This is a genomic window from Agromyces sp. NPDC056389, from assembly GCF_042262385.1.
Classification (GTDB): domain Bacteria; phylum Actinomycetota; class Actinomycetes; order Actinomycetales; family Microbacteriaceae; genus Agromyces.
On sequence record NZ_JBHJPN010000001.1, the window covers coordinates 1072635 to 1085445 of the forward strand.

The window sequence follows — 12811 nt, forward strand, 5'->3', positions numbered from 1 at the left end:
CGCGCCGAATGCACCAGTCCCGCGCTGCGAACGATCCGCGATCGAGTCGTCGGGAAGGGTCAGTGACGCCCGTTCAGCACTCCACCGCTCTCGGCGAGGTAGCAGACTCCGCAGAGCGACTCGTAGGTGACCGCTTCGCCGTCGATGGCGACCTGGGCCCCGTCGAAGACGAACTGGCCATCGATGAGCCGCGCGTTGAAGATGGCCTTGCGGCCGCATCGGCAGATGGTCTTCAGCTCCTCGAGGCTGTGCGCGACCTCGAGCAGGCGCCTGCTGCCGGGAAAGGCCACGGTCTGGAAGTCGGTACGGATGCCGTACGCGAGCACCGGAACACCGTCGATGAGCGCGATGCGGAGCAGGTCGTCGACCTGGTCGGAATTCAGGAACTGGGCTTCGTCGACGAGCAGGCAGCTCACGTCGCGCCCGCGCTGCTCGATCACGCGCTCACGATGCGCCGCGAACAGCGCTCGAACGCTCGAATCGGGCCCGATCGTGAAATCCACCTCGCGCACGACGCCGAGTCGGGACACGATGTCGCAGTCGCCCTTGGTGTCGATCGCGGGCTTCGCCAGGAGTACCTCGTGGCCGCGCTCCTCGTAGTTGAAGGCCGCTTGGAGCAGCGCCGTCGACTTGCCGGAATTCATCGCCCCATAGCGGAAGTACAGCTTCGCCATCTATTCGAGATACCCGTCCTCCGCCGCACGGCGGATCAATTCGGCCTTGCGGCTCGCCGGCCGACCGGCCTTGGCGTACTTCTCGCGCACGCGCCGCAGATAGGTCTTGGCCGTCTCGTAGCCGACATCCATGCGCCGACCGACCTCGACCGTGCTGAGGCCCTGGGCGTAGTAGCGCAGCGCCTTCTCCTCGGCTGCGCTCAGCGCCACGCCGTGACGGTCAGTGCGATCGACCGTGCCCGCGGCATCCGCGCGTGCTGCAGACGACGCGTGCCGCTGCAGCCGCTCGCCCCGCATCACACGCCGCGCGTAGTCGACGAGTTCGTCGGCCGGCAGTGTCTTGGAGACGAATCCCGCGGCGCCTGCGTCGAGCGAGCGACGGCGCGACTCGTCGTCGTCGACCGCGGTGACGACGACGACCTTCGCTCCGGCAGCTCGACACACCCGGATGCGCGACTCGATCGAGACGGTGTCACCGAGCTGCAGGTCCATCAGCACGAGGTCGACGGGGAACTCGGGGTCGCGGATGAGGTCCATCCAGTTCGTCGCACGGATCACGACCGTGAAGTCGGCGGCGACATCGGTGAACCAACGGGCGAGTCCGTCGACGATGAGTTCGTGATCGTCGAGCAGCGCCAGTCGATACGGCGATGCCGGACCCTGTTTCGGTGCGTGCTCAATCGATGTCATAACTCAACCCCACCGTCACATTCTCTCGCGTCAGGGCCGCATCCGCTCGCAATGCGACCGCACGCGCCACTGCGACGAAGCGGTCGAGCTCGCGCCGGCTGGGCGGGGATGCTCCTGCATCAGCGACGAGCACGATGTCGCCGTGCGCCTCGCCCTCGCCCCTGCCGGTGAAGGCGACTCTGATGAGCCGCGATCGGGCGGCATCGCCGAGCCATGAGATGAGCGCGGTCAGCGCTGAGCGCTGGTCGGCGGTGAGTGCCGCTGCGGCGCCGGTCGGGTCGTCGACGATCGTGTCGACGCCGCGATTCAACCGGATGTTCGCGGCGAGATCGTCGAGCCACGTCGATTCGATTCCCGCTCGCAGCGCGCGACGGAGCGCCTCGGCGAGTTCGCGCGCCCGATCGGCGTCGGCCACCGTGATGCGCTCCGCCATCATGACGCCCGCGAGGAATGGCAGCACCTCCCGCCCGAGCACCGATACGCGGCTCTGCTGCACCGAACGGGCGATGCCCGCACGCAGCTCCGCGTCGCGCTGCAGCGCGGCCCTGTTGGCCTCCCGCTGCCACGCGAGCGTCTCGGCGACGATCCCGTAGGAGTAGCCGGCCGCCGCGGCGGACATCGCGAGCACGGATGCGGAGTTCAGGGTGATGAGCGCAGCGACCGGCGCATCGGACACCGTGTACATCGACGCCCCGACGACGAGGATCGAGACGACGGCCGCCGAGAGCACTCCGGCGAGTGCCAGTGATACCCAGGTGCAGAAGGGGGCGAGCGAGAGGATCAGCATGCCGATGACGGTCGGACCGAAGTCGTCGTACAGCTGACGGTTGTTGCCGATCGTGCTGACGTACTCCGCGATGGCGCCACCGACCGCCAGCGTCACGACGATCCAGAGACGCTCGTTCGTGAACGGTGCACGCGCGGGCGACGACGCGATCACCGCGGCCGTGCCGGCTGCCGCCACGAGCACGAGCGCGATGCCGGCGGCCAGCGGCGAGCCCACCTCGCTCCAATGCGACCAGGTCAGTCCGGCGGCCAGCAGGAAGGCGAGGATCGCGCCGACCGTCACGATCGGCGATGCGCTGATCGCCCCGATCGGGTCCGCCTCCTGCTGGGTGAGCCGCAGATGCCCGCTCATTCGCCGCCCTCCGGCACCGTCAGCACGATCGTCGTGCCGATGCCCTTCGTCGACCAGAGGCGGACGGTGCCCTGCTCCTGCTCGATCCGGGCGCGGATGGAGGTGCGCAGCCCGATGCGATCGGGCGGCACTTCGCTCTCGTCGAATCCGACACCGCTGTCCATGACGGCGACCGTCACCTCGCCGCCCCCGAGGCCCAGCGCCAGCTCGGCCAGCTCGACCCCGGCGTGGCGGGCGACGTTGATCAGGCACTGGGCGACGGCCGCGTCGAGGGCGGCGACCCGACGCGGTCCGAGCGTGCCGAGCACTGCGAAGTCGCCGGTCACACGCACCTCGAGACCGGCGTTGGCTGCAGCCGAGAAGGCGTGGGAGAGCGACGGAACGGTCTCCTCGATCGGAGCGCGGGGGTCGGACGCAGCGCCGTTGGGGCGTGCGCGCGTGCGCCATCCGTTCTGCCGACCGTTGCGCGAGGACGCGGACGACGATGCCGTCGGGGATGCGGATGACGGTGCGAACGACCGCAGGGTGCTGGTCCCTCGAACCGCAACACCCGCAGCACCCGCGGCGGCGTCGTTGCTCAGCGCGTGATCGATCGCCCAGTCGCGCCCGACGATGAGGCCGAGATCTTGGCGGATGCCGACACGCAGGCGTTCATCGACCTGCCCCGATCCGGCTGCGGCGATGGCCACCAGATGGCTGAGCGCCGTGTCGTGCAGGCGGGCGGTGGCGCGCAGTTCGTAGTCGTGCCGGATCGCGAGTTCCCTCGTCTGCTGACTGGCGCGATGCAGACCCGTGTCACGGCGCATGTCGGACCGGCGTGTGAGCCCGTCGAACACCCGGACGATCACGACGACTCCGAACGCGAAGCATACGGCGACGTTCGGCGAGTACGCGCCGCCGGCCATGACGACCCCGAGGAACGCGGCCGCCTCACTGAGCGCGAACCCGAGTGTCGCCCATGTCAACGCGATCGCGGAGCCGCTGCCCGCGCCGCCGACGAGGAGGAGTGCGGTGCTGGGCAGGGCGAGCACCGCGTTGTTCGTCGTCGAGAACTCGCCGTCGGCCATGACCATGATCGTGATCGCGAGGACGATCGCTGCTCCGGCGACGAGGTAGAGCACGGTCAGCGTCACCGTCGGGTACCGCGAGACGAGCGCGAGCAGCGCGATCATGATGATCAGCAGCACGACGCCGCTCCATCGATCGGGCTGACCCCCGATGGTCGCCATGACCGTGCCGAGGACCACGCCGATACCGAGGCAGGTGAACGCCGCAGCATGACCGGCGTTGGCGAGCGCACGACTGAGCGAGTCGCGCGCCAGATGTCCCGGCAACCCCAGGGTCATCGTGGTCCTCCGCTCGTACCGCCTGCGAACACCGCTGTTCGGGCCTCCTGCGGATTATCCCAGTTTCGGAGGTGCGCGCGGGGACGACGCGGTCAGAACAGGGCTGAGGGATCGGGCGGGAGGCTCAGCGAGACGGGGAGCTCGTCACCTGCTGCGAGCTGTCGCGTCGGCCCCGGGGGCAACCGCCGACTCGCCGGTCCGCTGGCGAGTGCCGACGACCGCACGCCTCCGGTGACGGGATCTTCACGACCGTGCTCGAGTCCGTGCGCCCTGATCAACGGTCGAATCCGCTGGCCGAGCCACTGCCGGTAGGCCTTCGGTGCATATGTATTGGTGCCGTAGTACATCGAGTGGTACTTCGGCACGAGCTCGGGGTGGGCTCGCTCGAGCCATTGCATGAACCACGGCTTCACCGCGCCGCGCAGGTGCAGCGCCGAGTACAGCACGCTCGTGCCGCCCGCCGCCTTCACAGATCGCAATGCTTCGTCGAGGTGCACCCTCGTATCGGTGAGGTAGGGCAGGATCGGCATCAGGAACACCGAGCAGTCGAGCCCCGCGTCGCGAACGGCGGTGACGGTGGCGAGGCGAGCCTTCGTGCTCGGGGTGCCCGGTTCGACGGAGTGCTGCAACTCGTCGTCGTAGATCGCGATCGACATCGCGACGTCGACGGGCACGCGCTTCGCGGCCTCGACCAGGAGCGGCAGATCGCGGCGCAGCAGCGTGCCCTTGGTGAGGATGCTGAACGGCGTGCCGCTCGTCGCGAGCGACTCGATGATGCCCGGCATGAGCGCATAGCGCCCCTCTGCACGCTGGTAGGGGTCGGTGTTGGTGCCGAGGGCGACGGGCTCGCGCCGCCACGAGGGCTTCTCGAGCTCGCGCCGCAGCACCTCGGCGACGTTGACCTTCACGATGATCTGCCGGTCGAAGTCGTCACCGGCATCGAGGTCGAGGTAGGTGTGCGTCGGCCGAGCGAAACAATACGTGCATGCATGCGTGCAGCCCCGATAGGGGTTGATGGTCCACCCGAACGGCATCGCCGACTGACCGGGCACGCGATTGAGAGCGGACTTCGCGAGCACCTCGTGGAAGGTGACCCCGGCGAAGTCGGGGGTCTGCACCGAGCGCACGAGGTTGTTGAGCTTCGCGAGCCCGGGCAGGGCGCCCGACTGCTCGACGCCCAGCTCCTGCCCGCTCCACCGCATACCGACATTCGAACACATGTTCGAATGAGAAGCAAGCGGATGCCGCGGCGACACGCTCGCCGCGGCATCCGCCCGCCTCACCGGAGCGCGCCGGCCGGCACGGCGCTGCCCGCCGCGAGCTCGAGCTCCTCCCCCGCCCATCGGCGCCGGAGCCACCGGTCGTGGCTCGCGATGACGACCGCGCCGGGATAGGCGCCGAGCGCCTCCTCGAGGTCGGTCGCCAGCGCGAGCGACAGGTGGTTGGTCGGCTCGTCGAGCAGGAAGACGTGCGGCGGCCGGGCGATGACGAGGGCGAGCGCGAGCCGGCGCTGCTGCCCGACCGACAGCGCGCCGACCGGCCGCGACTCGTCGCGCGGGGTGATCAGGCCGAGGCTGCCGAGCGGCACCTGCTCCGCCCGCCGCTCGCCGAGCGTGCGCTCGTACAGCCGGCGCGGCGAGGCGTCGGGGTCGGCGAACCGCACGTCCTGCTCGAGCAGCTGCACGCGCAGCCCCTTGCGCCGGTGCACGACCCCGCGGTCGACGCGCTGCGCACCCGCGAGCACGTTCAGGAGCGTCGACTTGCCTGCGCCGTTCGCCCCGGTCACGAGCAGCCTCGTGAGCGGCGCCACCTGCAGCGCCTCGAGCGAGAGGCGGCCGTCGACGGCGACATCGGAGAGCTGCACCAGCAGGCCGGACTCCTCGTCGAACGCGTGCGAGCCCGACGGGATACCGGCGAAGACGAGCGGCGCAGGCGGCTTCCGCACCTGCTCGCGCTCGAGGGTCTCGAGCCTGAGCTGGGCATTGCGCACGCGCCGGCTCACCTGCTGCTCGACGCGGTCGCCGCGGCGGCCGAACGCCATCTTGTTCCTGTCGGAGATGGGCGCGTTGTGCGACACGGCGCGGGAGGTCTCCGCGACGCCGATCCGGAGTCGCCGAAGCTCCTCCTGCTCGTCGTCGTACTGGCGACGCCAGCGATCACGCTCCTCGGCCTTCACCTCGAGGAACTCGCTGAACCCGCCGCCGAAGACGGCGCCGCCCGCAGCCGCGAGCGACCGGTCCGGCGCTGCGTCCTGCATGCCGGACGCGGATCGTGCTCCGGCGATCGCGAGCGCACCCGCCCGCCCCGGGTCGAGGTCGAGGAGCCCCGTGGCCGCCCCGTCGAGGAACGCCCGGTCATGGCTCGCGAAGACGACCGGCCCGCGCCACGCGCGGAGCCGGGCCTCGAGGAACGCCGCTGCGGCGTCGTCGAGGTGGTTCGTCGGCTCATCGAGCAGGAGGGCCTCCGGCGCACTGAGCAGCAGCGCGGCGAGCGCGAACCGCGAGCGCTGCCCGCCCGAGAGCTCGTCGACGCGGCGGTCGAGGCCGAGCGAGCCGACGCCGAGCCCGTCGAGCAGTTCGTCGCGGCGCGCCTCGGCGCTCCACACGTCGGCGCGTTCGGCGGCGTCGAGTGCGGCCGAGTAGCGCTCGGCGACAACGGAATGATCGTCCGACGAGTCGTCGGCGAATGCCGCCGCCGCGGCGTCGAGCTCGCGCTCGATCGCGCGCACCTCGGCCAGCGCGGCCTCGAGCACGGCGTCGATGCGCTCGTCGGGGCCGAACGGCAGCTCCTGGGAGAGCAGCGCGGTGCGCCGCGGGCGGGTGATGCGACCCGTGGACGTCGCCTCCGAGCCGACGGATGCCGCAGCATCCGCTCGCTCGAACTCGCCGGCCATGAGCCGGAGCAGCGTGGACTTGCCTGCGCCGTTCTCGCCGATGAGCCCGAGCCGCTGGCCCGGCGCGACGGCGAAGCCGAGGTCGCTGAACACGCGTCGATCGGGATACGAGACGGAGAGCCCGTCGACACGGAGATGATGGGAATGGATGACGGATACAGCCATGCGATACGCCCTTTGCGCGAAAGCCCCCGGGCAGTCGACGGATGCCGCGGCGCGCGTGCTGCACGCACGATGCACCGAGCTGGCGGAACGCGGGCGCGCGGCGCCGACGACCGCCCGGGAGCGGAGATGGGTCCCGCCGGGCATTGCCGTGGATGGGTGCACGCGAGTGCTCTCGCGGTCAGCACGGGGTGATCAGAACCGTGCGCACACCCGATGTCTACGGCGCCTCAGGCGCGGGACGAGGGTGTGTGCTCACTTCATAGCGGGTACGACGGTACCAGAGCTCGCCGGGAAAGCCAACCGCCGCCGAGACGGCATCGTCGTGTCGTGTCGGCGGACGTGTGTCAGAAGGCGAGGTCGAGCACCTTCGCGGTGGCCGCGAGCGAGGCGGCCGCGCCCTCGGGGTCGCTCGAGAGCTTCGTGCCGTAGCTCGGGATCATCTCTCGCAGCTTCGGCTCCCACTCCGCCATGCGGTCGGGGAAGCAGCGGCCGAGCACGTCGAGCATGATCGGTGCGGCGGTCGAGGCGCCGGGAGAGGCGCCGAGGAGGCCGGCGATGGTGCCGTCGGCACCGGTGATGACCTCGGTGCCGAACTGCAGCACGCCGCCCTTCTCGGGGTCCTTCTTCATGACCTGCACGCGCTGTCCCGCGGTGATGAGCTCCCAGTCCTCGCTCTTCGCGGTGGGCATGAACTCGCGGAGCGCTTTGAGCTTCTTGTCGCGCGAGGCGAGCAGCTCGGAGACGAGGTACTTCACGAGGTCGAAGTTCTTGAGTCCCACCTGGATCATCGGACCGAGGTTGTGCAGTCGGATCGAGAACGGCAGGTCGAACCACGTCGAGCTCTTCAGGAACTTCGGCGTGAATCCCGCGTACGGCCCGAAGAGCAGTGCGGTCTCGCCGTCGACGACGCGGGTGTCGAGGTGCGGCACCGACATCGGCGGAGCGCCCTTCGCGGCCTTGCCGTAGACCTTCGCGTTGTGCTGCGCGACGAGCTTCGGGTTCGTCGTGCGGAAGAACTGGCCCGAGATCGGGAACCCGCCGAAGCCCTTGATCTCGGGGATGCCCGAGTGCTGCAGCAGCGCGAGGGCGCCGCCGCCGGCACCGACGAAGACGAAGCGCGCGTTGATGGTCTTGGGGGTGTTGCCGACGAGGTGGCGCAGGCGCAGCTTCCAGGTGCCGTTCTTCTGGCGCTTCAGCCACGTGACCTGGTGGTTGGTGGCGATCTCGGCGCCACGGCGCTCGATGTCGCGGAGCAGGAACCGGGTCAGCGCACCGAAGTCGACGTCGGTGCCCGCGGCCGTGCGGGTCGCGGCGACGCGCGCCTTGGGGTTGCGCTTCTTCGCGAGGAGCGGGGTCCACTCGGCGATGCGCTCGAGGTCTTCGGTGAACTCCATCTCCTCGAAGAGCGGCTGCTCGGCCAGTGCGGCGACGCGCTTCTTCAGGTACTCGATGTTCGCCTTGCCCCTGACGAACGTCATGTGCGGCGCGGTGTTGATGAAGTTGTGCGGTTCGGGCAGCGCGCCCTTCTCGACGAGGTACGACCAGTACTGCCGACTGACCTGGAACTGCTCGTTGATCGCAACGGCCTTGTCGGCGCTCACCGTGCCGTCGGGGTTCTCGGGCATGTAGTTGAGCTCGCAGAGCGCCGCGTGGCCCGTGCCCGCGTTGTTCCACGCGTTCGAGGACTCCTGCGCGACCTCGCCGAGTCGCTCGTAGACGCGGATCGTCCAATCGGGTTGGAGTTGCGAGAGCAGGGAGCCGAGAGTCGCGCTCATGATGCCCCCGCCGATCAGCACGACGTCGACGGTTTCCTCTGAAGTCACGGATTCCAGTGTAGATGCCGTGGATGATGCCCCCGACCAGCTGCGTTCAGGCTCGACAGCGGCGCTCAAGCCCCGCGGAGCACCGGCAGGCCCCGCTCGTCGAGCGGCCATGACGGGTTGTGCGCGAGCTCCCAGAGGTTGCCGTCGGGATCGGCGACGTACCCGCTGTAGCCACCCCATTCGGTCGCGGCTGCGGCCTTGGAGATCGAGCCGCCCGCGAGCACCCAGTCGCCGACCGCGTCGTCGACCTCTTCGGGCGAGGCGAGGTTGATCGCGAGCGCGACGGCACGGAAGCCCGGGGCGTTCGCGTGCATGGTCGGGAGCGCGGCATCCTTCGCGAGCTCGGCGGTCTCCCACAGGGCGAGCACGCCACCGGGAGTGGCGAAGAAGGCGATCTCGCCGGCGACCGACGATGGCGCCTCGCGCCAGCCGAGCCTGCGATAGAACGCCGTCGCGACCTCGACGTCGGCGACGCCGAGCGTGACGAGAGAGAAGCGCTGCGGAATGGCCATGCGCCGACGCTACGCCGGTCGGGCCGGTCTCGCACCCATCCCCCTGCTCAGAGTGCCGCGATCCCGCCGGCGACGAGCCCCACGCCGGCCGTGATCAGCCCGGCGGTGAGCACGGCGGCGCCGATCCAGAGGAGCACGACGAGCCGGTTCGGCTTCTCGGGCTCGCGCCCGAGCACCGAGAGGAAGAACCCCGCGGGCATGAGGATCGCCGCGATCGGCGCGCCGAGTCGGGCGAGCCAGAGCCAGAACCCGTCGAGTGCGGCGTACGAGACGACGGAGAGGATCACCATCGAGAGCACGAGCAGCACGGCCGCGTGCGCGTGGCCCGCACGGAAGAAGCTCATCTGCAGCCGGTTCGCGGGCGCCAGGCCGCGCACCACCCGGGTGAGGAAGTAGCCGCCGCTCTCGACCGTGACGAGCGCGAGCAGGAGGACGCCGATGAGGATGAGATCTGGAGCGGACGGCATGGCCGGTCCCTTCGTCGCTGTTTCATGATTGGATAGTTGTACTCTCCAATATTAGAGAGTTGCACTATCCAATGCAAGGGGTCCCAGTATGCGCATCTCCGCACTCGCCGCCGCGGCCGGCCTGCCCGTCGCGACCGTGAAGTACTACCTCCGCGAGGGCCTCCTGCAGCCGGGCACTGCGACCTCGGCCACGCAGGCGAGCTACGACGAGCGCCACGTGCAGCGACTCCGGCTCGTGCGTGCGCTCACCGGACCGGTCGGCCTGAGCGTGCAGCAGGCCCGCGCCGTGCTCCAGCTCGTCGACGATCCCGGCGACGACCTGTACTCCACCCTCGGTCGCGCGGTCGGCGCACTGCCGCCCGCCGGCGCCGAACCCGCAGGCGCCGACGACCCCTATCCGCGTGCGCGGGCCGCGCTCGAGGCGCTCGGCCAGGTCTACGACCCCGAGTTCGCGGCGGTCGCCCAGCTCGAGGGCGCCCTCGCGGCCGCCGACGATGCGGGCATGCCGATCACCCCCGAGCGCCTCGAACGATACGGCCGGGCGGCGGCGGACCTCGCGGCCTACGACCTCGAGCGGATGCCTCAGGAGCCGCACGCCGCCGTCGAGTACACGGTGCTCGGCACCGCGCTCTACGAACCGGTGCTGCTCGCGCTGCGGCGCCTCGCGCACCAGGACGTCGCAGTGCGGCGCCTCGGCCGCGACGACTGAGCGGCGAGCACCTCCTCGCGTCCGCGATCGTCGGCGATCGTCGGCGGTCGTCAGTGGGCGGACGGAACCGCCTCGCGCACGGCATCTGCGTGCGTCATCCGCGTCGCGCGCGTGACGGCGTCGCGCGCGCGGTCGAGTGCATCGGCACTCGCGCCCGCCCGATCGAGCGCGAGCAGGGCGGCCCCGACGATCGGCGCGGCGTCGAGGATCTCGAGCCGTGCCGCCGGGGCGACTCGTGCGAGCCCCGAGGCGATGCCGCCGAGCAGTCGTTCGTCGCCCGAGCGGACGATGCCGCCGCCGAGCACGATCGGGATGGCGCGATCCGCGAGGCCGAGCCGCGTCACGCACGCCCTGGCGAAGGCCACGATCTCCTCGGCCTGCCGATCGACGAGGCCGACCGCCACGGCGTCGCCGGCCCGCGCGGCGTCGAAGACCGTCGGCGTGAGCGCGGTGAGCTCGCTCGAGTCGCGCCGGCCGAAGTGGAGGTCCTCGATGAGGGCGGGCACCGAGGCGACGCCGAGCTGCTCGACGATCGCGGCGGTGAGCACCGTGCGCGGCCCCCGACCGTCGACGTCCCTCGCGGCATGCCAGAGCACTTGCTCGCCGATGCCGCTGCCGCCGCCCCAGTCGCCCGAGAGCGGGCCGAGCGACGGGAATCGCACGTCGGCGCCGTCGGCGCGTACGCCGACCGCGTTCACCCCGGTGCCGCAGACGATCGCGACGGCATCGGGTTCGTCGGTGCCCGCCCGGAGGACGGCGTAGAGGTCGTTGGCGACGACGACCGACGACCCGGCCCACGCGAATCCGGAGATCGCGCCGGCGTACTGCTCGACCTCGACCGGCAGGTCGAGACCCGAGACGTAGAGCCCCGCGTGCACGACCGGACGCTCCCCCGCGACGAGCCTCACGAGGTCGTCGACGACGACCACGGCCTCGCCGAGCCCCTCGAAGTGCGGGCTCGAGCCGGCACCGCGCTCGTGGGCGACGAGCTCGCCGTCGATCGTCAGTGCGACCGCGTCGGTCTTCGATCCGCCGCCGTCGACGGCGACGATCACGCCGTTCACCGCGCCCACTCCAGGAACTGCGCGTTCTCGGCCATCAGCAGGTCGGTGAGCTGCTCCGCGCGCTCGTGCTGCAGCACGAGCGGGTGCGCGCGCATGGCGCGGAGCACGCGATCGCGGCCGCCGTGCACCGCCGCGTCGAGCGCGAGGCGCTCGTACCCGGCGACACCCGAGATGAGCCCGCGGATGTCGTCGGGCAGCGGCGCGACCGGTTCCGCGACGAATCCCCCGTCGCGGAACACGGCCGGCACCTCGATGACGTGGTCGTCGGGCAGGAACGGCAGCACGCCGTCGTTGCGCAGGTTGACCACACGTGAGCGGCTCGCGCCATCGCGCATCGCCGCGAGCAGCTCGATCGCCGCTTCGGAGTAGAACGCACCGCCGCGCCCCTCGAGCGCAGCGGGCTTCTCGTGCTGGGCGGGGTCGGCGTACAGCTCGAGCAGCTCGCGCTCGATCGCGCGCACCGCCTCGGCTCGCGTCGGCTCGTGCAGCTGCTCCCGCAGCACCTCGTCGTGCGCGTAGTAGTAGCGCAGGTAGTACGAGGGCACGACGCCGAGCTGCGCGATGAGCGCCGGCGCCAGGTGCACCTCGTCTGCGAGCGCGCCGAGCCGGTGCTCGAGCAGCCCCGGCAACCGGTCGTCGCCGTCGATGACGACGCTCCGCTCCCAGGTCAGGTGGTTGAGGCCGACGTGCCCGAGGCTCACCCGATCGTGGTCGACGTCGAAGAGCGAGGCGAAGCGGCGCTGGAAGCCGATCGCGACATTGCAGAGGCCGACGGCGCGGTGGCCCGCCTCGAGCAGCGCCCGGGTGACGATGCCGACCGGATTCGTGAAGTCGACGATCCAGGCGTCGGGCTTCGCATGCGCACGCACGACATCGGCGATGCGGAGCACCACGGGTACGGTGCGCAGCGCCTTGGCGAGGCCGCCGGGGCCGGTCGTCTCCTGGCCGATGCATCCGGCCTCGTGCGGCCACGTCTCGTCGGCGTGACGGGCGTCCTGCCCGCCGACCCGCAGCTGGATGAGCACGGCGTCGGCGTCCGCGACGCCCGCGACGAGGTCGGTCGTGCCGATCACCTTCGCGGGATGACCGGCATGCTCGAGCATTCGCTGCGACATGCCCGCGACGAGCGCGAGTCGCTGCTCGTCGGGGTCGACGAGACGGATCTCCTCGAGCGGGAGGGTGTCGCGCAGGCGGGCGAATCCGTCGATCAGTTCGGGCGTGTAGGTCGAGCCTCCGCCGACGATGGCGAGCTTCATCAGTCCTCAATTCCGTGCATGGTGCGCCCCGCGCGAGCGCGGAGCGAAGGGTCGGTGGCCGGCGACGGATGCCC

At 70.7% G+C, this 12811-nt stretch carries 12 protein-coding genes; 1 reads left to right on the forward strand and 11 read right to left on the reverse strand.

The features are described 5' to 3' along the window. Window positions 1-59: 59 nt before the first annotated feature. From ACFCVM_RS04965 to ACFCVM_RS05005, 9 genes are all read right to left on the reverse strand, one after another. Window positions 60-674: a thymidine kinase gene (locus tag ACFCVM_RS04965; RefSeq protein WP_375834611.1), complete on the reverse strand. Its 615-nt coding sequence runs from the start codon at window positions 672-674 to the stop codon at window positions 60-62. Continuing rightward, a complete protein-coding gene (locus ACFCVM_RS04970) occupies window positions 675-1364 on the reverse strand; it encodes a response regulator (RefSeq protein WP_375834613.1) in 690 nt (229 codons plus the stop codon). Continuing rightward, a complete protein-coding gene (locus ACFCVM_RS04975; RefSeq protein WP_375834616.1) occupies window positions 1351-2502 on the reverse strand; it encodes a hypothetical protein in 1152 nt (383 codons plus the stop codon). Before ACFCVM_RS04975 ends, ACFCVM_RS04970 begins: the two co-directional genes overlap by 14 nt. Continuing rightward, entirely contained in the window at window positions 2499-3848 is a 1350-nt protein-coding gene (locus tag ACFCVM_RS04980) for a sensor histidine kinase (protein WP_375834618.1), read from the reverse strand. Before ACFCVM_RS04980 ends, ACFCVM_RS04975 begins: the two co-directional genes overlap by 4 nt. Before the next feature lie 92 nt (window positions 3849-3940). Then, window positions 3941-5050, reverse strand: a complete 1110-nt coding sequence (locus ACFCVM_RS04985) for an Rv2578c family radical SAM protein (RefSeq protein WP_375834620.1) — start codon at window positions 5048-5050, stop codon at window positions 3941-3943. A gap of 77 nt (window positions 5051-5127) precedes the next feature. Beyond that, window positions 5128-6906, reverse strand: a complete 1779-nt coding sequence (locus tag ACFCVM_RS04990; RefSeq protein ID WP_375834623.1) for an ATP-binding cassette domain-containing protein — start codon at window positions 6904-6906, stop codon at window positions 5128-5130. Window positions 6907-7250: 344 nt separating this feature from the next. Then, window positions 7251-8909, reverse strand: a complete 1659-nt coding sequence (locus ACFCVM_RS04995; protein ID WP_375834626.1) for a malate:quinone oxidoreductase — start codon at window positions 8907-8909, stop codon at window positions 7251-7253. Continuing rightward, window positions 8795-9241 (reverse strand): VOC family protein, encoded by a 447-nt coding sequence (locus ACFCVM_RS05000; RefSeq protein ID WP_375834629.1) that lies wholly within the window; start codon window positions 9239-9241, stop codon window positions 8795-8797. The genes ACFCVM_RS04995 and ACFCVM_RS05000 overlap by 115 nt, the downstream gene beginning before the upstream one ends. Before the next feature lie 47 nt (window positions 9242-9288). Beyond that, window positions 9289-9708, reverse strand: coding sequence for a hypothetical protein (locus ACFCVM_RS05005; RefSeq protein WP_375834631.1), 420 nt, complete (start codon window positions 9706-9708; stop codon window positions 9289-9291). Window positions 9709-9796: 88 nt separating this feature from the next. Between ACFCVM_RS05005 and ACFCVM_RS05010 the strand changes: the two genes are divergently transcribed. After that, window positions 9797-10417: a MerR family transcriptional regulator gene (locus ACFCVM_RS05010; RefSeq protein ID WP_375834634.1), complete on the forward strand. Its 621-nt coding sequence runs from the start codon at window positions 9797-9799 to the stop codon at window positions 10415-10417. Between the two features lie 50 nt (window positions 10418-10467). On the opposite strand, the gene ACFCVM_RS05015 is transcribed toward ACFCVM_RS05010, so the two are convergent. Both ACFCVM_RS05015 and ACFCVM_RS05020 read right to left on the reverse strand, forming a co-directional pair. Beyond that, on the reverse strand, window positions 10468-11481 hold the full coding sequence (locus ACFCVM_RS05015; RefSeq protein ID WP_375834636.1) for an N-acetylglucosamine kinase: 1014 nt from the start codon (window positions 11479-11481) through the stop codon (window positions 10468-10470). After that, window positions 11478-12737, reverse strand: a complete 1260-nt coding sequence (locus ACFCVM_RS05020) for a 6-phospho-beta-glucosidase (protein WP_375834639.1) — start codon at window positions 12735-12737, stop codon at window positions 11478-11480. Before ACFCVM_RS05020 ends, ACFCVM_RS05015 begins: the two co-directional genes overlap by 4 nt. Window positions 12738-12811 lie beyond the last annotated feature (74 nt).

What these genes read in the sequence shown, in the direction of transcription:
- ACFCVM_RS04965 (WP_375834611.1), bottom strand. Translation starts at nt 674, where the DNA reads ATGGCGAAGCTGTACTTCCGCTATGGGGCGATGAATTCCGGCAAGTCG.
- ACFCVM_RS04970 (WP_375834613.1), bottom strand. Translation starts at nt 1,364, where the DNA reads ATGACATCGATTGAGCACGCACCGAAACAGGGTCCGGCATCGCCGTAT.
- ACFCVM_RS04975 (WP_375834616.1), bottom strand. Translation starts at nt 2,502, where the DNA reads ATGAGCGGGCATCTGCGGCTCACCCAGCAGGAGGCGGACCCGATCGGG.
- ACFCVM_RS04980 (WP_375834618.1), bottom strand. Translation starts at nt 3,848, where the DNA reads ATGACCCTGGGGTTGCCGGGACATCTGGCGCGCGACTCGCTCAGTCGT.
- ACFCVM_RS04985 (WP_375834620.1), bottom strand. Translation starts at nt 5,050, where the DNA reads ATGCGGTGGAGCGGGCAGGAGCTGGGCGTCGAGCAGTCGGGCGCCCTG.
- ACFCVM_RS04990 (WP_375834623.1), bottom strand. Translation starts at nt 6,906, where the DNA reads ATGGCTGTATCCGTCATCCATTCCCATCATCTCCGTGTCGACGGGCTC.
- ACFCVM_RS04995 (WP_375834626.1), bottom strand. Translation starts at nt 8,909, where the DNA reads ATGGGGTGGCTACAGCGGGTACGTCGCCGATCCCGACGGCAACCTCTG.
- ACFCVM_RS05000 (WP_375834629.1), bottom strand. Translation starts at nt 9,241, where the DNA reads ATGGCCATTCCGCAGCGCTTCTCTCTCGTCACGCTCGGCGTCGCCGAC.
- ACFCVM_RS05005 (WP_375834631.1), bottom strand. Translation starts at nt 9,708, where the DNA reads ATGCCGTCCGCTCCAGATCTCATCCTCATCGGCGTCCTCCTGCTCGCG.
- ACFCVM_RS05010 (WP_375834634.1), top strand. Translation starts at nt 9,797, where the DNA reads ATGCGCATCTCCGCACTCGCCGCCGCGGCCGGCCTGCCCGTCGCGACC.
- ACFCVM_RS05020 (WP_375834639.1), bottom strand. Translation starts at nt 12,737, where the DNA reads ATGAAGCTCGCCATCGTCGGCGGAGGCTCGACCTACACGCCCGAACTG.